Below are 23,732 nucleotides of genomic sequence, written 5' to 3'. Positions count from 1 at the left end.
GAAACCGCCGACAGTCGTAATCATGACCGACATATCATCACCGCAGATCGCCGTTTCGCCTCCGCGAAATGAGGAGCGTATCGGTTTCCTGCTGGTGTTCCTGTCGGCGCTGATGTGGAGCCTCGGCGGTACCATTGCCCGTTTCATCGATGCCGGCGACAGCTGGACGGTGGTGTTCTGGCGCTCGGTCTGGGCCGCCGCCTTCCTGCTCTGCTTCATGGTCTGGCGCGACGGCTGGCGTGGCACGCTGAAGCTGTTTCGCGGCATGGGCCTGGCCGGCCTTGCGGTGGCGTTTTGTTTCGCCACGGCGTCGACCTCTTTCGTCGTGGCGCTTGCATATACCACCGTCGCCAACATCCTGTTGATGCAGGCCGGTGTGCCGCTTCTGGCGGCGTTGTTTGCCTGGGCGCTGTTTCGCGAGCGGGTGGCCGTGGCGACCTGGCTGGCGATCGCCGCCGTCATTGCTGGCGTCGCCGTCATGGTCTCGGAATCGCTCGATGGCGCCGTATCGCCGATCGGCGATGGGCTGGCGCTGCTCATTGCCGTTATGTTCTCGATCGCAACCGTCATCACGCGCCGCTTTGCCCATGTGCGCATGACTCCGGCGACGTGCCTCGGGACGATGCTGGCGGCCGCCTTCGCGGCATCGCAGGCGTCGGCACTGGGCGTTTCCAGCCACGATATGGGCTTCCTTTTTGCCTTCGGCGTGGTCAATCTGGGGCTCGGCCTCGCCTTCTTCGCCACCGGCGCCCGGCTTGTTCCGGCCGCCGTGGCGGCGCTACTCGGCACGTTCGAGCCGATCCTAGGCCCGATCTGGGTTTGGCTCATTCATTCCGAGGTGCCGTCGGCGCGCACCATCGTCGGCGGTGCGGTCGTCATCACGGCGCTCCTCGTCCATATCGGGCTCGAATTCAAGCGCCAGACGCGGCCGCAGCGGGCGGGCGTCACCGGTGTGCCTTCGCCTAATTGATGCAGCGCGCGCGCCAAAGCGAGATGGACCATTGACAATGTCGCAGCCGCGCGGGCAGGCTGCGATCACGGCAACAACAAGACAGGCGTATCTTGCCAAGTCTCCATGCCGGCTGCATCGAGGCCGGACAACATCGTCGTCTCCCTGCGCGCGCCGTAGCGAAAGCTTCTGACGGCGCCGCAACACCACCAGCGCCACGCCAAGTCTTCACTGTCGCCTCGTCGCCGAACCATAATGGCGCCGGCAATTCGCGCTTGTCGCCTGCCTGCAAGCTCAATACCCTGAAGCAAATGCCCAGCCGGGCGCACGCCGCGACGAGCTGGCGACGGAACACTCATCAAAGGAGAATAGCATGACCCGCAAAGCGCTCTGGCTTTCGGCGACTTCGGCGTTTCTGGCAGTTTTTACCTTGGGCGCGCATGCCGAGGACCGTGTCGTCAATGTCTTCAACTGGTCGGACTATATCGACAGTTCGATCATCGACGACTTCACCAAGGAAACCGGCATCAAGGTCGTCTACGACACCTATGATTCCAACGAAATTCTCGAAACCAAGCTGCTTGCCGGTGGTAGCGGCTACGATGTCGTGGTGCCGACGGCAAGCCCGTTCCTGGCCCGTCAAATCCAGGCCGGGGTATATCAGAAGCTGGACAAGTCGAAGCTGCCCAACCTTTCCAATATGTGGAACGTGGTGATGGAGCGGGTTGCGAAGTTCGACCCCGGCAACGAATACTCGGTCAACTACATGTGGGGGACCACAGGCATTGGCTACAACACCGAGAAAGTGAAGGAAGCCCTCGGCGTCGACAAGATCGACAGCTGGGATGCGGTCCTGAAGCCGGAGAATATCGCCAAGCTCGCCAATTGTGGCGTGTACTTCCTGGATTCGCCTACAGACATTTTTCCGACTGTGCTGAACTATCTTGGCCTCAAGCCTGACTCGACCTCTCCTGACGACCTTGCCAAGGCCACAGAACTCATGCTGAGCATCCGGCCTTCTATCCGCAAATTCCATTCGTCGGAATACATCAACGCGCTCGCCAATGGCGACATCTGCGTGGCTGTCGGATTTTCGGGGGATCTCTTCCAGGCCCGCGACCGTGCGGCGGAAGCGAAAAAGGGGGTCGACATCGCCTACACGATTCCAAAGGAAGGTGCGGAAATGTGGTTCGACGAAATGGCGATCCCGGCCGATGCACCGCATGTCGCCGAGGCACACGAATTTCTGAACTACATGATGAGACCAGAAGTTATTGCCAAATCCACCAACTTTGTCTTCTACGCCAATGGCAACAAGGCCTCTCAGCCGCTCGTCAGCAAGGAGATCCTTGATGACCCGGGCATTTATCCGGATGACTCGACGCTGGCCAAGCTGTTCACTGTCGGTCCATATGACCCCAAGACGCAACGTCTCGTCACCAGATCGTGGACCAAGGTCATCACGGGACAATAGTGATCTGACGCGACCCCGGTGGCTGACTGCCGGGGTCGTTTTTCAGGGGCAGAATCAGGCACGGAGTGGGACATGAAATCGCTTGGCAGCATCCGCAGGGATTTCGCGCCATGGAACGATCCGAATGCCAAGCCATACATCCAGTTCGACAACGTCACCAAGAAGTTCGGCGACTTCACTGCCGTCAACAATCTGTCGCTGACCATCTTCGAACGCGAATTCTTTGCCCTGCTCGGGGCCTCGGGCTGCGGGAAATCGACGCTGCTCAGGATGCTTGCCGGCTTTGAGGAACCGACCGCCGGCCGTATCCTGCTCGATGGCCAGGATCTGCGCGGCATCCCGCCATATCGGCGGCCGGTCAACATGATGTTCCAGTCCTACGCCTTGTTTCCGCACATGACGGTCGAGAACAACATCGCGTTCGGCCTCAAGCAGGAAGGCATGGCCAAGGCCGATATCGACAAGCGCGTCGCCGACATGCTGAAGCTGGTCAAGCTCGAGCAGTTCGCCAAACGCAAGCCGCACCAATTGTCGGGCGGCCAGCGCCAGCGTGTCGCACTGGCCCGCTCGGTGGCCAAGCGGCCGAAAGTCCTGCTGCTCGATGAGCCGCTTGGCGCGCTGGACAAGAAGCTGCGCGAGGAAACGCAGTTCGAGCTGATGGACCTGCAGCAGAACCTTGGCCTCACCTTCGTCGTCGTCACCCATGACCAGGAAGAGGCGATGACGATGGCCGACCGCATCGCCATCATCGACAAGGGCGAGGTGATGCAGGTGGCGACGCCGGCCGAGGTCTACGAGGCGCCGGGTTCCCGCTTCGTCGCCGGCTTCGTCGGCAATGTGAATATGTTCGACGGCAAGATCGCGGCTGGCGAGGCCGGCAGCGCAAGCATCGACGCCGGCAACGGCATCACCATCCGCACCGAAAATGCCGGCCGTGCCGCCGCCGGAACGTCCGTTACCTTTGCTATCAGGCCGGAGAAGATCAAGGTTTCCTCCACGAAACCGGCTGGTGCCGTCAACGCCATCGAGGGCGAGGTGTACGACATCGCCTATCTCGGTGACATGACCATCTATCACGTCAGGCTGGATGACGGTCAGGTGGTGCGGGCGAGTACCATGAACGCGGCACGCATCACCGAGGATCCGCTGACCTGGAACGACCGCGCCTGGGTTTCCTTCCGACCCGACGCCGGCGTCGTGCTGACACGGTAGGGACTGATCATGTCCGCTGTCACCGCCGCAACAAGCTCCTCGGCAAGCGCTGCCGGCAAATCCGCCTTGGCCAGGCTGGGAGCGGCTTTGGTTAGCCGTCTCGTCATCATCATCCCCTACCTTTGGCTGCTGTTCTTCTTTCTCGTCCCCTTTATCATCGTCTTTAAGATTTCGCTGTCGCAGACCGCGATAGCCATGCCGCCCTACACGCCGGTGCTCGATTTCCGCGACGGCGTTTCCGGGGTTGTCGCGTGGTTTGGCGCGCTCAATTTTGACAACTACATCTGGCTGACGCAGGACGCGCTCTACTTCAACGCCTATGTGACGAGCGTCATCGTCGCCGCCATCTCGACGGTCCTGACGTTGGTGATCGGCTATCCCATCGCCTATGGCATGGCACGCGCTCCGGCGACGATCCGCCCGACCTTGCTGATGCTGGTGATCCTGCCGTTCTGGACCTCGTTCCTGATCCGTGTCTACGCCTGGATAGGCATTCTCAAGCCCGAGGGCCTGCTCAACGAGTTGCTGCTCGCCACTGGCATCATCAGCCATCGGCTGATCATCCTCAACACCTACACGGCGATCTTCATTGGCATCGTCTACTCCTATCTGCCGTTCATGGTCCTGCCGCTCTATTCGGCATTGGAGAAGATGGACAATTCGCTGATCGAGGCCGCCAAGGATCTCGGCTGCCCGCCGACCAGCGCCTTCTGGAAGATCACCTTCCCGCTGTCGCTGCCCGGCGTCATCGCCGGCTGCCTGCTGGTGTTCATTCCCGCCGTCGGCGAGTTCGTCATCCCCGATCTGCTCGGCGGCTCGCAGACACTGATGATCGGCAGGACGCTGTGGAGCGAATTCTTCGGCAACCGCGACTGGCCGGTGTCGTCTGCCGTTGCCGTCATCTTGCTGCTGCTGCTGATCGTGCCGATCATGCTCTTCCAGCGAGCCCAGGCGCGTGCCCAGGAGCAGGACCTATGAACGCTACCTGGAGCCGCTTCAACATCGTTTCGATCGTGCTCGGCTTTGCCTTTCTCTACCTGCCGATCGTCCTGCTCGTCGTGTTCTCTTTCAACGAGTCGAAGCTGGTCACCGTCTGGGGCGGCTTCTCGACGAAATGGTACGTGTCGCTGTTCCACAATCAGGGTCTGATGGACGCCACCTGGGTGACGGCGCGCGTCGGCGTCATCTCGGCCACCGTGGCGACCGTGCTCGGCACTCTGGCGGCGCTCACCCTGACGCGCTACACGCGCTTTCGCGGCCGGCTGCTGTTTTCCGGCATGGTGTTTGCGCCGCTGGTCATGCCGGAAGTCATCACCGGCCTGTCGCTATTGCTGCTCTTCGTCGCTGTCGGCTTCGACCGCGGCTTTCTCACGGTGACGCTTGCCCACACCACGCTGACCATGTGCTTCGTCGCTGTGGTGGTCCAATCGCGCCTGATCACGTTCGATCGTTCGCTGGAAGAAGCCGCGATGGATCTCGGTGCGCCGCCGGTAAGGACCTTCTTCCAGATCACGCTGCCGGTCATCATGCCGGCGATCGTCTCTGGCTGGATGCTGGCCTTCACGCTCTCGCTCGACGACCTGGTTATTGCCAGCTTCACCTCGGGGCCCGGCGCCACGACGCTGCCGATGAAGATCTACAGCCAGGTCCGCCTTGGCGTGACGCCGGAAATCAACGCGGCGTGCACCATTCTGATCGCGATCGTCGCAGTTGGCGTGATCATCGCTTCGCTCGCAAACAAACGCCGCGAGGTGCAGCGCCAGCGCGACGAGCAGGCGGCGCAGCGAGGTTGAGTTCCTGCTGCTTACTCGCCTGAAACACCGCGACTTATCGGCGAGATGAACGGCGTGCTCCAGGTGCCGCCGACGAAGAACGACGACTGCTTGGGCGCTTGGCCGTTCGTCTGCGTGGCAGCCTGGCTCGGCTGGACGATGCCGCCGGACAGCGCCAGCCCGCGTCCGGCATAGGATGCGATGCCGGAAAGCCAGATCTTGTATTGCGCGGAATTCACCTCGGCCTTGTCGATGCGCGCCACGCCGTTCGAAACGCTCGCCTTGAGCTCGGCCCCGTCGATCGGCAGCGTTCCGTCCGAGACGTCGTCAAGCGCAAAGAATCCACCCTGTTCGGTGTGCTTGAGGAACGCCGGCAGGTTAAGCCGGCTCAGCGCACCCGCGCCGAAGGTCGCGGACAGCGAGCCATTGGCGTTTTCGAAAATGGAGTCCCAGGTTCTGCCCGGCCCCTTGAGGATGACCGAAACGGTTCCGGTGCCGATCGGCACCAGCCGCGTCATCCCGGCCGCGGTGCCGAAAGCGCCGCCGTCGATGTCGGAAGCAAGCAGCCGGATCTCGACTTCCGTGCCGGCGGGCTTGCGGTCGAAACGGACGCTGCTTTGGACGTTGCCGCCAAAGGCGGATGCATCGGAGATGTCGAAGACGGCGAGGCCGTTCTTGACCTGGGCGGTGGCGGCGACGTCGGCAAGCTGGATTGCACCTGCCGTGGCATGCGCGGCGGACAGCCTGAGATCGAGATTGATCCGGTCGGCGAAGCTTGTGTCGATCTCGCCCGGGCCGGCGGCGCCGGCGGATGGTACGGGGGTAAAGGCGGAGAGAAACGATCTGAGGTCGAGCGTATCGAAGGCAAGTGTGCCGGAGATCACCGGCAGTGCCTCGCCGTAGGTGAAGTCCAGCGCGCCCATTCCGGGGTTGTTGTCGAGGGTCAGGGCCGTATTTTCGAATTTGATGCGCCCGGCCGTCGCCGTGATCTTGCTTGAAACCGAGATCGAGCCGATTGCCGCACCGGGCGCGATGCCGGCCTGCGACCATTCGAGCACGCGTCGCAGCGAAGGTGCGGCAAATTTTGCCTGGCCGTCGAAATAGCCGTTCTCCGACATGCTGGCCAGCCCGTCGAAGGAAAAGCTGGCCGGCGCCGCCTTGAAGGAAAGCGTGACCGGTGCTGCGCCGCCGCCAAACAGCACAAGCGGGTTCGGCGATGCGGCGTCGACGGAAACGCTTTCGCCGCGCCATATCCCGGTCGCCGACAGCGTCGCATTGCTGTTCATCGCGGCCCAATTCGCCTGGCCGCTCAGGCTGCTCAATATCTCCTGGTCCTTGCCGCCGATGGCGGCGACCACGCGGCCATCCCTGAACTCGACTGTGCCGAACGGATCTGCCGGCAGCTTGCCGAGATCCGGCTTGGCGGGATTTGTGTTGATCACCGCGCGGGCAGCATCGATCGAACGCGTAATGCGCCCGCCGCTCGGAATCGCAGGCAGGAAAAACCCGCTCGCGGTACGCTGAACCCTGATCGTCGGTCGCACCAGCCGCGCCGTCGAAAACACCACGTCGCCACGCAGCGCCGCCATGGCCGAGAGGTCGACCTCGACCCGTTCGGCCTCGATCACAGGCGGTGCATCCGTCTCTGTCCATTGCGACAGCGTCACGTCGCTCAGGATCGCCCGGAAATTCGGCCAGACCTCGATGCGCGGCGCGCCGTCGATGGTGACCCTGAAACCGCTCCAGGCGCTCATTTCCCACGCGATGCGGTCACGCACGATACGGGTCGAGGCGATCAACGGCAAGGCTGCAACGACCAGCGCGACGACGGTGACGGCTGCGCCGATCGCCCATATTCCGCGTCGGATCAAAGGTGATGGCATATCGCCCCGTATGCTTCCATTCCGACAAAATCGCCCGACGGGTGTAACCGACGGCTGACGCATTTCAAGTCTTTATGGCCCGGCGATGGCATTTGCGCACACCCTGACCGGCGCGGTCCAACAAAATCTTGCTCTGCTGCATCGCGATATGCATAAGCGATGCAGCCTGCGGAGGAACAATGATGGCCGACGACGCACCGCTCTGGATGCCGACGCAAGAGCAGATCGACGCAGCGCCGATGACCGCCTTCATGAACGCCGCGGCGAGCAGGGCCGGCAAGGCTTTCTCCTCCTATGCCGACCTGCATCGCTGGTCGATCGATGACCGCGAGACCTTCTGGAGCCTGGTCTGGGACTTTTGCGGCATCGTCGGCGACAAGGGCGAACGCGTGCTGGTCGATGGCGACAAGATGCCCGGCGCGACCTTCTTCCCTGACGCGAAGCTGAACTTCGCCGAGAATCTTCTGAAGAAAACCGGGCTTGGCGACGCAGTCGTCTTTCGCGGCGAGGACAAGGTCGAGCGGCGGCTGTCCTGGAACGAGCTGCATGCGCTGACCTCGCGCCTGCAACAGCTCTTCCTGTCGCTCAAGGTGAAGAAGGGCGACCGCATCGCCGCGATGATGCCGAACATGCCGGAGACCGTTGCGGCGATGCTGGCTGCCGCCTCGATCGGCGCCGTCTGGTCGTCCTGCTCCCCAGATTTCGGCGAGCAGGGTGTTCTCGACCGGTTCGGCCAGATCGAGCCTGTCGTCTTCATCGCGCCGGACGGCTACTGGTACAATGGCAAGGCGATCGAAGTCGCCGACAAGATCGCGGCTGTGGTGGCGAAGCTCGCCACCGTGCGCAAAGTCCTGATCGTCGATTATCTCGGCACGTCGACCGACGTCGCGGCAACCATCGGCAAGGCGGCTGCGCTGGAGGAGGCGCTGTCACCCTTTGCCGCCAGGCCTGTCAGTTACGAAAGGCTGCCGTTTTCGCATCCGCTCTACATCCTGTTTTCGTCAGGCACGACCGGCATCCCCAAATGCATCGTCCATTCAGCCGGCGGAACGCTGATCCAGCACGTCAAGGAAGAGCGGCTGCATGCCGGCCTGCTCGACGGCGATCGCTTCTTCTATTTCACCACCTGCGGCTGGATGATGTGGAACTGGCTGGTGTCGGGCCTGGCGTCGGGCGCCACCTTGCTGCTCTATGACGGCTCGCCTTTCTACCCGGACGGCAATGCGCTGTTCGACTTCGCCGATGCCGAGAAGATGACCTATTTCGGCACCTCGGCCAAATTCATCGATTCCGTGCGCAAGGCCGGCCTCAAGCCGATCCACACGCATGATCTTTCCAGTGTGCGCACCATCTCCTCGACCGGCTCGCCGCTGTCGCCGGAAGATTTCCGTTTCGTCTATGAAGGCATCAAGAAGGACGTGCATCTCGCCTCGATCTCCGGCGGCACCGATATCGTCTCCTGCTTCGTGCTCGGCGTGCCGATCGAACCGGTATGGCCCGGCGAGATCCAGGGACCCGGCCTCGGCCTTGCCGTCGACGTCTGGGACGATGATGGCCGTCCGCTTCGCAAGGAGAAGGGGGAGCTCGTCTGCACCAAGCCGTTTCCGGCAATGCCGATCGGCTTCTGGAACGACCCTGACGGCAAGAAATACGAGGCCGCCTATTTCGAGCGCTTCGACAATGTCTGGTGCCACGGCGATTTCGCCGAATGGACCGCCCATGGCGGGCTGATCATCCATGGCCGTTCCGACGCCACGCTCAATCCGGGCGGTGTTAGGATCGGCACGGCGGAGATCTACAATCAGGTCGAGCAGATGCCGGAAATCCTCGAAGCGCTATGCATCGGCCAGGATTTCGACAATGACGTGCGTGTCGTGCTGTTCGTACGGGTGGCGGCCGGCGTCGAACTCGATGCCGAGCTGGAAAAACGCATCCGCGCGAAAATCCGCACCGGGGCGAGCCCGCGCCATGTGCCGGCCAAGATCGTCGCCGTCAGCGATATTCCGCGCACCAAATCGGGCAAGATCACCGAGCTCGCGGTCCGCGACATGGTGCATGGCCGCGCCATCAAGAACAAGGAAGCGCTCGCCAATCCCGAGGCGCTCGAGCTGTTCCGCAATCTGCCGCAGCTTGCCGACTGAGCATGAAGCCCGGGCTGGAACCGGGTCATGGTTAACGAAATGTCTCCGCGGAATTTACCTAGATTTCATGAGTGGTACACATTGGTAAATTTTCCGGCGTGCCGGTAAGGATTTGTTAAGGCCCGGCATCGATAGTCGTGCGTAACTTGAGGGAGAAATCCCGTTCCTCTTAGCCCCCAGAGGATCTGATTCGCTCAAGCCCCCGTTGTGACAGCAATTCTATCATTCAAGGCGTCCCATTGGACGCCTTTTTTCTTTGCGCAGCCATAGACCTAACCGGCCAGCACGCGGGTCGAGGGGAAGGCGACTTCGACCAGGGTTCCCTCGCCGGGCGTCGAGTTGATGGTGAACCGGGCACGGTTCGCTTCGACCATCGCCTTCGTCAGCGGCAGCCCGAGACCGGTGCCGTCGCCGCGGCCGCGCTTCAGCGCGTTGATCTGCTTGAACGGCTTCAGCGCCTGCTCAATCTCGGACTGGCTCATGCCGATGCCCGTATCGCGCACGCGCATGACGACGTCGCCGGAAAGCTCATAGGCCGTCGACACGATCACCTGGCCGCCGGCCTGCGTGTAGCGGACGGCGTTCGACAGGATATTGAGCGCGATCTGCCGCACGCTGCGCAGATCGGCCACCACTTCCGGCAGCCGCGAGGCGAAGCTGGAGCGGATGATGACGCGTTCCCGGTTGGCTTGCGGCTGCATCATCGCCACGGTCTCGGCCAGCGTGTCGTTGAGCGACACCGCCTCATAAGCCATCTCCTGCTGACCGGCCTCGATTTTCGAAATGTCGAGCAGGTCGTTGACCAGATCGAGCACGTGGTTGCCCGAACGGTTGATGTCGCGCAGATAGTCGCGATAGCGGTCATTGGCCACCGGCCCGAATTTCTCGTCCACCATCAGCTCGGAAAAGCCGATGATGGCGTTGAGCGGCGTGCGGATCTCGTGGCTGATGCGGGCCAGAAAATCGGTCTTCTGCGACGAGGCGCGTTCGGCGACCGCGCGCGCCTGGGTCAGGTCCTCTTCGGCGCGCTTCCACTGGGTAATGTCGCGCACCACCGCGCAGAAGCCGCTGTCGTTGGGCAGCCTGCCGATGGTCATGAACAGCGGAATGAAGCGCCCCTGTGCCTCGCGTCCGATCACCTCGCGGCCATCGTTCATCACACTCGCAACGCCGGGCTCCGACAACCCCTCGAGATAGTCACGCGCCGCGCGCTGGCTTTCGATCGCAAACAGCGAGACGAACGGTTTGCCGGTCACCTCGTCGCTGTCGAAGCCGAACAGCGCTTCCGCCGGACGGCTAATTGAACGGATCGTTCCGTTACGGCCGATCAGCACGACGCCGTCGGTGGCGGTGTCGATGATGGTGCGCATTTCGGCAATGCGTGCCTTGAGCTCGGAAACATCCGGCTGCGTTTGGTCGTCGGCGGTGCCATGTGGAATGGCTACTGCTTCGTCGCCGGAACGGCGTACGACCAGCATCAGCGCCTTGCCGTTTCCCCAGGGGACGGAGCGTAAAATCGCGTCGATCGGAAACTCCTGACCGTCGCGCGTCTTCAGCCGTAGAGCGCGGTCGCTGCCGTCGGAACTGCCGTCGTCGGCATAAGGGTCGGCAAACAGCGCGCCGAGCCCGCCGGCCTCGTCCAAGGCATTGAGCGTCGCATAGCCGGTCAGGCCGAGGAATTCGTCGTTCGCGTAGTGCAGCTGGTCGCCGGAATGGATAAGCACCGGCACTGGCAGCTTGCCGAGGATCGAGGTATCCGGCCCCTTGTTGTCCTCTCCGGCAAACGCCGACGGCACGAAGCCGTCGAGTTTGAGCGGTGGTGCCAGCGGCCGCCCGATGGGCGGCACCTGGCCGGCAACGTCGGCTGCGGCTGTGCTGTCCTCGGACCAATCCTCGCTGTCCTCGGCGTCACGGAAATCTTCGGCCGTCATGCTGTCGTCGTCGCCATCCTGCGGCGCTTCGGCGACGATCGTTCGACGGTTCGTGCTGGGCTCAACGCCTTCCTGCGCTTCATCGCTGGGTTCGCGGTCGGCATAGTCGAGCAGCGACCCGGAGGCAGGGCGTGTGACGGGTTCGCCGGCTTGCGCCTCTGCTGCCGTCTCGTCGGGTTGCTCGCCGTCGAGCCGGGCAAGATCGTTCTGGTCCTCGGCATCGGCCTCGGGCGGTTCGGCCGCCTCGCTTTCCGGACTTGGCGCCGGCATTTCACCCTTGTCCGTCGGACCGGCTTTTTTCAGCTTTGGTTCGTCGGCCTTGCCGGCTGCCTCAACTTTGGTCGCGGTCTCCGCAGCCGGCTTTGGCTTCTCGGCGCTGGGCTGTTCGTCTACCGGCTTTTCGGCCGGGGTGCTGTCCTTCTTGAGACGCTCGCCAATCTCGCGAAACGCGCTGCGTTCCAGCGTCGACAGGCCCTTGTCGTTGGCCGGCTGCCGGTGCTCGGCCAGCCGGATCACCTTGTCGGCAAAGCGCCGCTCGGGCTTTGGCACGATGGTCAACGCCGGCACTTCGCCCCGGAACGGATCGGCGGCTTTCGGTGTCTCGGGGGCAGGTTCAACGGCTTCGGGCCCGACCGCGGCAGGCTTCTCCTCGGCGACAAGGGCCATGCCGGCCGCGTCGGGATCGATCACCGCATCGCTGCTGCGGGCGACGCCGAAACCGCGAAAACCTTCGAAAACGCGGCTGCGGCTGTAAACCGGGAGCGCCGCCAGATCGACGGGTATCTTCAGATCGGTGCCGGCGACCGGCCACAGCACGGAGCGGCCGGACCAGGTGTCGCGCCGTTCGAGCAGGCCGGCGATCTCGCCTGAAGGATCGAGGCCGTAGGCGGCTGAAACGTCCTCGAAGCGGCGGCCGATCACGTCGGCTGCGGGCTTGCCGACGAGTTCGGCAAATTCCGGCGACAGGGCACTGAACCGGCCCTCTGCGTCGGTACGCCAGACGAAACGCATGGGCGCGGCCGTACGATCAATCGCGGGGCCGCGGCCTTGGGCCCGGGAAGCGGCTTTGATCGCTTGTGTGGCGCTTTCCTGCGGGGCGTCCAGACCGGCCGGCGAAGCGGCGGGGCTGGCTGGTGTCTCGGCTTCGCCGAACACACCTGCCCCGGGCGGGACCTGCGTGTCGTCGCCCGCATTGAAGTACCAATGGTCATGCTGCGTCGGCGTTTCGCCAGCCGTGTGCTGATTGTCGGCCCCCGAAACCTGCTTGGCTGTGTCGGCAGGCTCGTGCTCCGCCGATGCGGAGCTGCCTTCGATCGCCGCAAGGTCGATCTCCGCCGCGCCGGTGGTGGTGATTGGCGGCTCGGCGATTGGCTGCTCGTTGTCCTGGTCCGTTGGTTGGGGAAGACCGCTCGGCGCCGCTGCTGCCTCGCTGCCGGGTCCCGCGACGGCGCGCTCGCCAACAGGGGCCCCGCCGTCAAGCCGGTCCTCGTCGATCACCACCAGCAGGTGCCGCTCGTCTGTCAGACGGGCAAGGCCTGCCGGATAGGAGCTGGATCCGCCCGGAACCAGGCGCTTGACGATGCGGTCGCTGTCGTTCGCCACGTCGGCGACAAGCGCGGCCAGCGTCTCAGGCCGGATGCCGAGCGACGAAAAGCCGTCCGACGCGGCGTCGATATTGCCGTTGGCATCGACAAAGGCGATGTAGTGGCCGTCTTCGGTAAAGCCGCTGATGGCGCGATCGGCGATCTCGGCCGCGCTGCGCGAGCCGGTCTGCGCCGCCGGCAACGCCAGCATGATTGCTTCCTCGCCATCGGGCATGGTCACCGCGCTGGCCAGGAAACCAACCGCGCGGCTGGTCAGCCCGGTAGCCAGGCGGACCGTGATGGCACGGTCGCGGCCGATCCGCGGAAAACCGCTGGTTGCCATGATCTGGCGCCTGGCGATCAGCGGCAATCCTGCCGAAGCGCCGATGATGGCTCCGATGTCCGGATAGCCGAATACCGCTGCGCCGGGGCCGTTGGCCCATATCACCTGCTCGAGATCTGCCGACAGAATGGCGATCGCGTCGCCGGCGGCGAACCGCAGGCGGACCGCGTCGAGCACGGCAACATCGAGGAAGGAGTAGTTTTCAGCCGGCATGCGCTTGGCGACCCTCACAGAGCGGGCAATTTGCGGTTAACGCTTTGTTAATAAAAGCCGACGGCGCGAAGGTCCACAAGTCATAGCGTGCAACCAGCGGAATCTCTAGGCGCGTGGTTAACGTCGCGAAACAAATAATCAATGGTGCGATGCAACAAACATGTTGCAATGCACAAAATTTGCCTTTATATTGCCACGATAGATGAACGAGACGGCTTTCTGTCAAAGCCGCTGCCGCTGAAAAGGATGGAAAATGTCCAGGACCAAGACCGCCGACACGATCGAAAACGTTGAATTCCCAAGCTTCGACGCTTCCAAGGCCACCGATCAGATCCGCGCCTTCGCCGAAAAGGGCGTCGAGCAGTCGAAAGAGGCCTATGCCAAGCTGAAGACCGGCGCCGAGGAGACCCAGAAGGCTCTGGAGTCGACCTACGAGACCGCCAAGACCGTTTCCAGCGACCTGTCGCTCAAGACCATCGCCGCCCTGCGCGCCAATGCCGAGGCCGGCTTCTCGCATTTCGAAGCCCTGATTGGCGCCAAGTCGCTGTCGGAAGTCGTCGAGCTGCAGACTGCGTTCCTGCGCAAGCGCGTCGAAATGACCGTTGAGCAGGCCAAGGACTTCCAGGCGGTTGCTGCCAAGGCGGCCGAGGACGTATCCAAGCCGATCAAAACCGCCTTCGAGAAGGCCGTGAAAGAAATTAAGATCGCCTAATATTTGAACACAATTTGGCGATGCATCAAAAGGTCGCATTTCGTCAGACAAATAGATGTGCGATATAGTGGTTTAAGTGAATACCCGGCGGGTGGAACCTCCTCCCTCTGCCTACCGGGGTGACCAGCCAGCACCTCCTCCCGCTGGCTCGTAACAGGAAAAGGCCGGCACCTCCTCCCGCCGGCCTTTTCTTTGTCCGGCGAAAAATGACGCGATGCCGGAGCGATCTTTTGCTTTGCCAAAAGCCTTGAATTAAACTCCGATAGCCCGTATGGACGCATCGCCGAACGACAGAGCGGGTCCCGGAGAATGAACGTTCCGTCTGGATATCGCTGGGCAAGCGTGCCGTTGTAGCTCAGATGGTTAGAGCGCCGGATTGTGGATCCGGAGGTCGCTGGTTCGATCCCAGCCAACGGTACCATTCAGCTTTCAGCCAGGTTTCTGACCAATAGCGCCAAGCGATCTCTACGACCCTGGCGCGGTCACCTGCGATCCCGCCTGACGCGCACCGCGCAGGTGATCCGCAAGGGCTCTCAGCTTCGGCGCGATATTCCGTCGGCTGGGAAAATAAAGATAGAAGCCCGCAAACGGCGGAAAATAGTCGTCGAGGATTGGCACAAGCTCGCCGCGGTCGATCCAGGGGCGGAATGTGTCCGCCATGCCGAACGTGATTCCGGCGCCTGCAACGGCCAGCCGGATCATCAGCCACATGTCGTTAGTGGTGATCTCGGGCGCAACCGCCACGTCGAACTCGCGCCCGTCCTCGCCAAACTCCCACCGATAGGGCGAAACTCCCGGCGCCGGCCGCCAGCCGATACAACGATGAGCCACAAGCTCGCGCGGATGGGCGGGTGCTCCGAACTTTTCGAGATAGCGCGGGGCGCAGACGGCCATCTGTCGCTGATCGCCCGATACCGGCACGGCAATCATGTCCTGCTCGATCACTTCGCCGAGCCTCACGCCCGCATCATAACCTTCGGCAACGATGTCGAATTCCTCGTCGGTGACCACGATATCCAGATGCACCTCGGGAAATCTTTCTGCAAAGGACGCCAGCAACGGCCCTGACAGAAACGTCTCCGCGATCGACGAAACCGCGATCCGCAGCCGGCCGCGTGGGCGGTCCAGAAACTCCGTGGTGGCTTCGATTGCCGCGTTCACGTCGGCGATCGCCGGTGCGACGCTCGCCAGCAGGCGCTCGCCCGCCTCGGTCAGATTTACGCTACGTGTCGTGCGCTGCAGCAATGCGATGCCAAGGCGCTGTTCAAGCCTGAGGACGCTCTGGCTGACCGCCGAGCGCGTCACGCCCAGCCGGTCTGCCGCAGCGCGGAAATTGCGTTCCTCGGCCACTGTGGCGAAGACGGCAATTGCATTGAGATCGATGTCCATTGGTTAGCTAAACTTACCATCGAGGTTACCAGCGGGCGGGTTATCGCGACAATGCCATGGCTCTATCTCTGTCGCAATGGCAAGAAAGGCTTGATCCTCCCGATCAAGCCGATGCCGGATGACCAAGGAGATAACCCATGACATCACTGCCTTCCTCCTGGAACCTGGATGGAAAAGTCGCCCTCGTGACGGGCGCGGCACGCGGCATCGGCCGCTGCACGGCGGAGCTGCTGCGTGCCAGGGGTGCCGGGATCGTGGCAAGCGATCTCAGCGACACTGTACGTGAATTGGAAGCCGAGGATGTGGCAACCCTGGTCGGTGATGTCGCTGACGAGGCTCTGGCCAGACGCTCGGTCGAACTCGCGGCGAAGCGCTTCGGACGACTGGACATCGTCGTGAACAATGCCGGTCGCACGCTCAACAAACGTCTGACGGAGACCTCGGTCGACGACTATGACCGCATCCTGCAGATCAATGCGCGCGGCAGTTTTGTCACCGCCCGGGCTGCGGTGGAGTTGATGGCCGCCGGTGGTGGTGGCGCGATCGTCAACGTCTCATCGATCTCGGCGGTTGCGGCCTTCGAGACGCAGGCGGCCTATGCATCCTCCAAGGCGGCAGTCGCACAGCTGACCAAGGTGATAGCGATCGAATACGGGCGCATGGGCATTCGCTGCAACGCCGTTGCCCCTGGCGTGATCGAAACCGACATCATGGAAGGCGTGGTGGAGAATGGCCGGGAGATGCTGCGCAGCTTCGGCGATGCGCATCCGATCGGCCGGATCGGCCAGCCGCAGGAAGTTGCCGAGGCCATCGCCTTTCTTGCCTCGCCGGCGTCCAGCTTCATCACCGGGTCCCTGCTTCTGGTCGATGGCGGCTACACCGCCCAGTGACCCCAAATAAGGCTGGCGCACTGCGGGAGCTCACCCGCACGCCATCCTTCACATCGTGAAAATAACCGCTGAACCAAAAGGATTATCTCGATGACCATGAACAAAGTTGTTCTGATCACCGGTGCCTCCAGCGGCATCGGTGCTGGCATCGCCCGCGAACTTGGCGCGGCAGGTGCAAAGCTGATGCTTGGTGCACGGCGCACCGACCGCCTTGAAGTCCTCGCAGCCGAAATCGAGGCAGCTGGTGGAATCGTTCGCGTACGAGCGCTCGACGTCACCAAAAGGGCGGATGTCGCAGCATTCGCCGATGCTGCGCGGGCCGAATGGGGCCAGGTCGACGTCATCGTCAACAATGCGGGCGTCATGCCGCTCTCGGCCATGGCAGCCATGAAGGTCGACGAGTGGGAGCTGATGGTGGACGTCAACATCAAAGGTGTTCTGTACGGCGTCGCGGCGGTGCTGCCGGAGATGACGGCACGCGGCTCCGGGCATATCATCAATATCGGTTCCATCGGCGCACTGGCCGTCTCGCCCACGGCTGCCGTTTATTGCGCAACGAAATACGCTGTCCGCGCGATTTCCGATGGGCTCCGCCAGGAGAGTGACGATATCCGCGTAACCTGCATTCATCCTGGCGTGGTGGAAAGCGAGCTGGCCAACACGATCTCCGACGAAGCCGCTGCCGCCGCCATGAAAACCTGGCGTGCTATTGCCCTGCAACCCGATGCCATCGCCAGGGCAGTGCGCTACGCAATCGAACAGCCCGACGATGTCGACGTCAACGAGATCGTCGTGCGTCCGACGAAGGCGGCGCATTGATGCGATCCACTTTGGCCGCAATGCTTACGGGTATTGCCGTTGCTGTAGCCCCAACCGGCCTGACCCTTCCTTCAACTCCAATCCTTGCGGAGGAATCAATGACGCGCCAAGATCACCCCTATGTCGGAATGTGGGTCACCGAGGATCGCCATATCAGGCACGAACTCCTGCCGAACGGCCGTTATGACGAAGCGCGCGGTGACCGCGAGAGCGCCTATCGGGGACGCTATGAAGTGCAGGGCAACCACATAGAATACTGGGACGATACGGGCTTCACCGCGGACGGTGAGTTCGTCGAAGGCGTTCTCTATCATGCCGGCATGATCCTTTATCGCCAGCGGTAGAGAGCCACCCTGAGACAAGCAATTCAGGGTTCCACAAGGCGCTATTGCATGCCTTGCATGAGGCGCTCGGCAGTTTGCACCACAAGGCCCGCCACACCACATATCTCCCAGCAAGCGCGGCGGAAAGAAGCAGGATCGCGGGCAGAGTCGACATTGCAAATGGTTGTCACTATATAGCGGCGGCTTTGACGGCTCGCCTTTTACGTGGTGCCGGCGAGTGCGCGGTAAATGTGCTAGCTATTGTGTTATCTATTGTGATCTAAAACGGCTTGAAAACCGAAAAAAAGCAAATAGAAACAATAGCGCGGGTCAAACGAGTTTCGTCGAGAGAATCAGTCCTCAAGAACCAGAACGTGCTCCTTGAACCACCATTCCCTTCAGCTCTGTGGACCTCGGACAAGTTCGGCTTGCCGGGCGAAGCCGAGTCGGCTCGAATGGCAGCACGCATCTTTTCGAAGATGCCGACGTTTATGATTACCAATCGGCATAGCCGCTAGGGAAACAGCAGTATGAGTGAACACGCGATCGAGTTCTTGCGCGGGTGGATTGGCGAAAAAGTCCATTGCCAGCCCTCGCCAGCCAGAATCGAGAAGCAGGCCGAGACCCTCGCGAGGGAATGTGCGGCCAAAGCTGCCGAAGCCGGCATACCCCTGGAGGATATCCAGGAAGAGGTCGGCGACATTCAGGAGCTCATTGCTTCGAGGCTCGAAGAGGCGGCCGAGGCCGATCAGGACGAGCAGAATTCCAACAAGCCTGCCGGCTGACGGATCGCCCCCGGCAAAACCTGCCGGGCGATTATTGCCTGTCTGATGCAGTTGCGCGGTCTTATCGCCGCGCAGCCTTGCCAAATCTCTCCTCGAGCCATGCTTTCGGCAACGCCGGCACGAAATTGCCGTCGCGCCCGGTCATGTCATCATTGGCGACCAGCGCGTTGAGGATGGCTTCCTCCACGCTCTGAACGACGGCGTCGAAGAACGGGTTGATGTCGGCATCCGGTATGTAGCCGGCGCTGACCAGCTTGCCGGCGGCGCCGCGCGCCGCATCGGCATTGGCCGTGCTGACGGCGAGAAAAATATCGCCGGATGAATTGTATCCATAGCCGCCGGTCAGCGCGACGCCGAGCGGCACGCGTTTCGCCAGTCTTTTCAACTGATGCGGCATGAATGGCGCATCGGTGGCGACGATCGCGATGATCGAGCTCTTTTCCGCTCGCGGCGTGTTGTCCCGGATCGCCGGTTCGGCGAGTTCCGCTCCGGCCCTGACGCCACGCACGACAAGGTTCCGCCGCGCACCGAAATTCGACTGGACGAAGCAGCCGATCGTGAAACGCTCTCCGTTCCAGTCGACGCTGCGCGAGGATGTGCCCGATCCCGCCTTGAAGCCAAAGGTGATCATGCCGGTGCCGCCGCCGACGCTGCCCTCTTCGATCGGCCCGCTTTCAGCCATCTCGAGCGCCGAAAATACATGCTCGAAGCTCACATGGTGGCCGTTGATGTCGTTTAGAAAGCCGTCATAAGTCTCGCCCGCTACCGGCAGTGCCCAGGCGCTGTCGAGCGATTGCGGCAGCACCTTCTGCATCCAGCGCAGCGTTGCGTCGCGGCTGACGCCGCAGGAATGCGTGTTGGTGATGGTGATGGGAAGATTGAACGCTCCGAGTTCCTCTATCAGATGCGAGCCGGTCAGTTCGCCATTGCCATTGGCGCTGAACACGCCGGCGAACGCCGGTACGGCCAGTTCGCCCCTGGGCCGTGGCAGGATCGCGGTCACGCCGGTGCGTACTGGACCCTTGCCGACAACGGGCGGCCCGTCCCCTGAGATCAGCGTGGTATAGCCGACCGTCACGCCAGGCACATCGGTGATGGCGTTGAAGCGGCCCGGCGTGCCATCGAATGGGATCGCGAAGGCGCGGGCGCGCGGTTTGCCCGAGGGCGTCGCAAGATGAGGGTCGGTCATTTCTTCCTCAGAAAAGCGAACCTTGGCCGCCCGGCGCCTTGAGCTTGGCCGCGGGCTTGGCAACCGTCTTCGGCCGCGCCGTGCCACTGATGGCGACTGCATCCGCGGTGCCGTCGGCGAACTCCAGCGAAAGCGCCATTCCCGACACCACGTCCGTCGCATGCTTGACCACCGCGCCGTCCACATCCTTGACCAGTGCGAAGCCCCGCGCCAGCACGGCCTTGTGCGAGAGCGTCGCCAGCAACCGATCGGCCTGCGTCAGTTTTCCACGCAGACGGTCCAGTCGTCTCGAAATCGCGTGGTCCTGCCGCCGCGTCAGGGCCAGCAGGGCATCGCCTTGCAGTTTCTGCCGCCTCGCGATCGGCGCCGGTGACAGTCTGGCCGCCGTGCGCGAAAACCGCGCCCGACGCTCGCGCACGATGGCAAGGAACGCCGCTTGCGCACGGGCGAGGTCGCGGCGGGTCAGCGTGCGGGCTTCGTTCATGCGCCGCGACAAGGTGGCCGTCGTCAGCCGCTGCCCCAGAAGCCTGGCCCGCTTACGCTCGACGCTGACCGACAGCGCCCGGCCAAGCCGGCTCGTCGCCTCGTCGAAGCGCCGCCGCGGCAGCGCCAGCAACTGGTCGGGCGAGGGCAGCGCACGGGCGGCCGCGCGCGCCGCTTGCCGCTTGCGTTCGAAATTGCGCGACACCGCGGTGTTCAACCGTGCGCTGAGACCGGCAAGCGTCGCTTCGAGGTCGACCTTGACCGGCACGGCGATTTCGGCGGCGCCCGTCGGCGTCGGCGCCCGCACATCCGCGGCCAGATCGACCAGCGTCCAGTCGGTCTCGTGGCCGACCGCGGAAATCAACGGAATGGCCGAAGCGGCGACGGCCCGGGCGAGCGCTTCGTCGTTGAAGCCCCACAGATCCTCCAGGCTGCCGCCGCCGCGTGCCACGATCAACAGGTCGGGCCGCGGGATGGCGCCGTCCCATGGCAGTGCGTTGAAGCCGTTGACAGCAGCGGTCACCTCCGCTCCCGCCATTTCGCCCTGCACCCGCACCGGCCAGACGAGCACATGCAGCGGAAAGCGGTCCTTGATGCGGTGGATGATGTCGCGGATGACGGCGCCTGTCGGCGAGGTGACGACGCCGATGACGCGCGGCATGAAGGGCAGCAGGCGCTTGCGGCCGGCGTCGAACAGGCCTTCGGCCTGCAGCCGGCGCTTGCGCTCTTCCAGCAGCGCCATCAGCGCGCCGGCACCGGCCGGCTCAAGATTGTCGATGACGATCTGGTAGTTGGACTTTCCGGGATAGGTGGTCAGCCTGCCGGTGGCGATCACCTCCATGCCTTCCTCTGGACGGAATTTCAGCCGGCTCATCGTGGTCTTCCACACCACGGCGTCGAGCCGCGCGCGATCGTCCTTCAGGCAGAAATAGGCATGGCCGGAGGAATGCGGCCCGCGATAGCCGGAAATCTCGCCGCGCACCCGTACATTGCCGAAGACGTCCTCGACCGTGCGCTTCAGCGCGCCGGAAATCTCGCTCACCGTATACTCGGTGGCGTTGGTGCGTGATTCGGATGCTGTGTCGCTCATCGGCCGATTGGGGGACGGTTGTTGGCCGCCGTCAAGGCGCCTGTATCCGGCCGCGTGTCATAACGCGATCCCATCATCTCGCTACGGCCAAAAATTCGGCAGCCAGATAATCGCTGAACGCTCGAACTGCCGGCAACAGGCTGCGCCCCGAAGGCGACAGCAAAGTGATCCCAGCCTCTCCCGCCGTCCATTGCGGCAGGATGCGTTGCAATATGCCATTGCCTGTTTCGGCCTGGCAGAAATAGGCCGGCAGCGCCACGATCCCCAGGCCCGCGATGGCAGCCTGTTTCAGTGTTCCCAGATCGTCGCTGCGCAAGCGCGCCGTGAACGGCATCAGCACAGTCTCGCCGCCGGTGTTGCGCAGATTCCAGACCGCCCCGCCGGTCGGCCCGTTCAATGCCAGGCCGCCATGGCCGGCAAGGTCCTGTGGGCTTGTCAGTATGCCTGCGCCGGCAAGATAGATGGGTGCGGCGAAAAGGTGCCAGGGCGTCGGCGCGAACCGACGCTGGATCAGGCTGGAATCGGGCAGCGGCTCGACATGGCCGCGAAGTGCAAGGTCAAACCCCTCGTCGACAAGATCCACATACCTGTTGGTCGCGTGCTGGATGATGTTTACCTTGGGAAACTTTAAAAGGAACCGGGGTAGCAATTCCGCCAGGAACGACTGCGCCATGCCGATCGAGCAGGTGAAGCGGACCGTACCGCTGGGCTCGGCCAGTCGTCGCGCCGCGGCGCCTTCGGCCGATTCCGCCTCGACCAGCATTCCCACAGCAAACTGATAGACCTCCTGGCCGATATCAGTGACGGCGAAGCTGCGGGAGGTTCGCTGGATAAGACAGACGCCCAGCTGCTTCTCGAGCTCGATGATGCGCCGGCTGATGTTGGACTTTGATCGTCCAAGCGCGTGGCTTGCGGCAGTGAAGCTCTGTTTCTCGACCACCTTCGCAAAATAATAAAGATCGTTCAGATCCAGCACAGTCGCACATCGTTGCCAATAGAGGACGATACTTCCAATTCTATACCATTTTGGCTGTTTCGTCCAGATATTACCTTGCCAATTGCCGCGCTGATCAGCAGGTGCTGGGCTCCATTTGGAAAAGGAATAGGCATGACCGACCAGTTGAATATGAGCCACCACTCGAGCGTGGCTGACGTATCGGCCCGACCACGGTTTGGTCTGGTTTTGACATTGCTGGCTTTTGCCCAGCTTGTTATTTCGATCGACTACAATATCGTTTTTGTCGCTTTGCCCGAGGTCGGCCTGGGCCTCGGCTTCTCGGCGCAGACCCTGCAATGGGTCGTGAGTGCGTATGCGGTTGCGTTTGGCGGCTTCCTCTTGCTTGGAGGCAGGGCATCCGACCTGCTTGGGCGGCGGCGAATGTTCGTTTTCGGGCTTGTCCTCTACGCAGTGTCTTCGCTGGTCGGCGGTTTCGCCACGACGCCTCAGATCCTGATTGCCGCGCGCGCCGTGCAGGGCTTGGGCGGCGCCTTTCTTTTCCCGGCCACCCTGTCGCTGGTCAACACCACCTTCAGCGAAGGTCGCGAACGCAATATCGCTTTGTCCGTATGGGCCGGCTCTGGTGCCGGGGGCATGGTTCTGGGCTCGTTGCTTGGCGGCGTGCTGACCCAGGCATTCGGCTGGGAGGCGGTGTTCTTCGTCAACGTGCCTGTGGCCGGCATCGCGATCGTGGCGGCCTTTCCGGTGATTCCAGCAGACAGCGGGTACCAGTCAGGCCGCAAGTTCGATCTGCCGGGCGCATTGACGGCGACGGTCGGTACCACCCTGCTCGTTTTCACGCTCGTCCAGGGTCCAGAGTACGGCTGGGCCTCACAGGGTATTCTGGTCAGCGCTGCCGTTGGGATCCTGTTGCTGGCGCTCTTCGTGGCCATAGAGGCGCACAGCCGCGACCCGTTGCTGCCGCTGCGGCTGCTGGCCAACCGCAACCTCAGCACCGGCGTCGTCACCACATTCCTGTTCACCGCCACGTTCGGTTCTTTGCTCTATTTCCTGTCTTTCTACTTCCAGACAGTGCAGGGCTTCGGCGTTCTGCAGACTGGTTTCGCCTTCATGGTCCCGATGTTGGCCGTCTTGTCGGGCAATGCGCTGAGCGGTCGGATGGCGACCCGCCTGGGTACACGAAACACGCTCGTCGTCAGCCTTGCGATCGGCGCGATTGGTACGGCGGCCCTGGGCATGGCCATGTCGGCGGACAGCACTTATGCCAACTTGGTCCCCGGACTGATTGTCTTCAGCCTCGGCGGCGGCATCACCTTCCCAACAATGTTCGCAGCCGCAGCCAAGGGCGTTGCCGCGCATGAGCAAGGCATCGCCTCAGGCATTGCATCCACGGGTCAGCAGGTCGGTAGCGCGGTGGGGCTGGCTATCCTGGTTGCCGTTGCAAACGCCGGCACCGGCGGTTTGACAGGAGAAGCGCTGCGCGTCGCTACCGCTGAGGGTGTGCGGATGGCCGTCTATCTCGCCGCTGCCGGTACCGCGGTGATGATCCTCGTCGCACTGAATTTCCGTCGTCATTGAGCCCGAACTTGCTTC

The 23,732-nt window shown here is 62.7% G+C and carries 18 protein-coding genes and 1 tRNA gene; 12 read left to right on the top strand and 7 right to left on the bottom strand.

Features of this window, described 5'->3' with window-relative positions; translation table 11 throughout:
- Positions 1-22: 22 nt before the first annotated feature.
- The 5 genes from NKH89_RS29575 (at position 23) to NKH89_RS29555 (ending at position 5,428) form a co-directional block, all read left to right on the top strand.
- Entirely contained in the window at positions 23-970 is a 948-nt protein-coding gene (locus tag NKH89_RS29575) for a DMT family transporter (protein WP_352482382.1), read from the top strand.
- 352 nt (positions 971-1,322) lie between these two features.
- Complete coding sequence (locus NKH89_RS29570) at positions 1,323-2,423, top strand: polyamine ABC transporter substrate-binding protein (RefSeq protein WP_023719396.1); 1,101 nt, start codon at positions 1,323-1,325, stop codon at positions 2,421-2,423.
- 72 nt (positions 2,424-2,495) lie between these two features.
- Complete coding sequence (locus tag NKH89_RS29565; protein ID WP_023719395.1) at positions 2,496-3,635, top strand: ABC transporter ATP-binding protein; 1,140 nt, start codon at positions 2,496-2,498, stop codon at positions 3,633-3,635.
- Positions 3,636-3,644: 9 nt separating this feature from the next.
- Positions 3,645-4,613 (top strand): ABC transporter permease subunit, encoded by a 969-nt coding sequence (locus NKH89_RS29560; RefSeq protein WP_031194151.1) that lies wholly within the window; start codon positions 3,645-3,647, stop codon positions 4,611-4,613.
- Positions 4,610-5,428 carry an ABC transporter permease gene (locus NKH89_RS29555; RefSeq protein WP_023719393.1) on the top strand — a complete coding sequence of 273 codons (819 nt, stop codon included), beginning with the start codon at positions 4,610-4,612 and terminating at the stop codon, positions 5,426-5,428. Before NKH89_RS29560 ends, NKH89_RS29555 begins: the two co-directional genes overlap by 4 nt.
- Before the next feature lie 11 nt (positions 5,429-5,439).
- Here NKH89_RS29555 and NKH89_RS29550 read toward each other — a convergent pair whose 3' ends face one another.
- Positions 5,440-7,290 carry an AsmA family protein gene (locus NKH89_RS29550; RefSeq protein ID WP_023719392.1) on the bottom strand — a complete coding sequence of 617 codons (1,851 nt, stop codon included), beginning with the start codon at positions 7,288-7,290 and terminating at the stop codon, positions 5,440-5,442.
- Between the two features lie 182 nt (positions 7,291-7,472).
- Here NKH89_RS29550 and NKH89_RS29545 point away from each other — a divergent pair, with 182 nt between their 5' ends.
- Positions 7,473-9,431 carry an acetoacetate--CoA ligase gene (locus NKH89_RS29545; RefSeq protein ID WP_352547845.1) on the top strand — a complete coding sequence of 653 codons (1,959 nt, stop codon included), beginning with the start codon at positions 7,473-7,475 and terminating at the stop codon, positions 9,429-9,431.
- 272 nt (positions 9,432-9,703) lie between these two features.
- Here the strand turns inward: NKH89_RS29545 and NKH89_RS29540 are convergent, their stop codons facing one another.
- Entirely contained in the window at positions 9,704-13,501 is a 3,798-nt protein-coding gene (locus tag NKH89_RS29540) for a PAS domain S-box protein (RefSeq protein ID WP_352910837.1), read from the bottom strand.
- 253 nt (positions 13,502-13,754) lie between these two features.
- On the opposite strand from NKH89_RS29540, the gene NKH89_RS29535 reads away from it, so the two are divergent.
- Positions 13,755-14,213, top strand: a complete 459-nt coding sequence (locus NKH89_RS29535; RefSeq protein WP_352482378.1) for a phasin — start codon at positions 13,755-13,757, stop codon at positions 14,211-14,213.
- 344 nt (positions 14,214-14,557) lie between these two features.
- Positions 14,558-14,634, top strand: a tRNA-His gene (locus NKH89_RS29530).
- Between the two features lie 44 nt (positions 14,635-14,678).
- Here NKH89_RS29530 and NKH89_RS29525 read toward each other — a convergent pair.
- The gene (locus NKH89_RS29525) at positions 14,679-15,602 is read right to left on the bottom strand and encodes a LysR family transcriptional regulator (RefSeq protein ID WP_352910835.1); all 924 of its coding nucleotides are present in this window, start codon (positions 15,600-15,602) and stop codon (positions 14,679-14,681) included.
- A gap of 137 nt (positions 15,603-15,739) precedes the next feature.
- Between NKH89_RS29525 and NKH89_RS29520 the strand changes: the two genes are divergently transcribed.
- From NKH89_RS29520 to NKH89_RS29510, 3 genes are all read left to right on the top strand, one after another.
- Positions 15,740-16,492, top strand: coding sequence for an SDR family NAD(P)-dependent oxidoreductase (locus tag NKH89_RS29520; protein WP_352791189.1), 753 nt, complete (start codon positions 15,740-15,742; stop codon positions 16,490-16,492).
- 90 nt (positions 16,493-16,582) lie between these two features.
- On the top strand, positions 16,583-17,311 hold the full coding sequence (locus NKH89_RS29515; protein ID WP_352482372.1) for an SDR family oxidoreductase: 729 nt from the start codon (positions 16,583-16,585) through the stop codon (positions 17,309-17,311).
- Positions 17,311-17,655, top strand: a complete 345-nt coding sequence (locus NKH89_RS29510; protein WP_502895967.1) for an Atu4866 domain-containing protein — start codon at positions 17,311-17,313, stop codon at positions 17,653-17,655. Before NKH89_RS29515 ends, NKH89_RS29510 begins: the two co-directional genes overlap by 1 nt.
- Positions 17,656-18,032: 377 nt before the next feature.
- On the opposite strand, the gene NKH89_RS29505 is transcribed toward NKH89_RS29510, so the two are convergent.
- The 4 genes from NKH89_RS29505 to NKH89_RS29490 form a co-directional block, all read right to left on the bottom strand.
- Positions 18,033-18,503, bottom strand: coding sequence for a hypothetical protein (locus tag NKH89_RS29505; RefSeq protein ID WP_352482371.1), 471 nt, complete (start codon positions 18,501-18,503; stop codon positions 18,033-18,035).
- Positions 18,481-19,608: a DmpA family aminopeptidase gene (locus NKH89_RS29500; protein ID WP_352482370.1), complete on the bottom strand. Its 1,128-nt coding sequence runs from the start codon at positions 19,606-19,608 to the stop codon at positions 18,481-18,483. The genes NKH89_RS29505 and NKH89_RS29500 overlap by 23 nt, the downstream gene beginning before the upstream one ends.
- 7 nt (positions 19,609-19,615) lie before the next feature.
- Complete coding sequence (gene xseA / locus NKH89_RS29495) at positions 19,616-21,181, bottom strand: exodeoxyribonuclease VII large subunit (protein ID WP_352547833.1); 1,566 nt, start codon at positions 21,179-21,181, stop codon at positions 19,616-19,618.
- A gap of 73 nt (positions 21,182-21,254) precedes the next feature.
- A complete protein-coding gene (locus NKH89_RS29490; RefSeq protein WP_352547831.1) occupies positions 21,255-22,475 on the bottom strand; it encodes a LysR substrate-binding domain-containing protein in 1,221 nt (406 codons plus the stop codon).
- On the opposite strand from NKH89_RS29490, the gene NKH89_RS29485 reads away from it, so the two are divergent.
- Complete coding sequence (locus NKH89_RS29485) at positions 22,359-23,717, top strand: MFS transporter (RefSeq protein WP_502896951.1); 1,359 nt, start codon at positions 22,359-22,361, stop codon at positions 23,715-23,717. The genes NKH89_RS29490 and NKH89_RS29485 overlap by 117 nt on opposite strands.
- Positions 23,718-23,732 lie beyond the last annotated feature (15 nt).

This window comes from Mesorhizobium sp. M0923 (assembly GCF_040319365.1).
Classification (GTDB): domain Bacteria; phylum Pseudomonadota; class Alphaproteobacteria; order Rhizobiales; family Rhizobiaceae; genus Mesorhizobium.
Note: the sequence above shows the minus strand (reverse complement) of the source record. Positions and strands in the feature narration are given on the sequence as shown.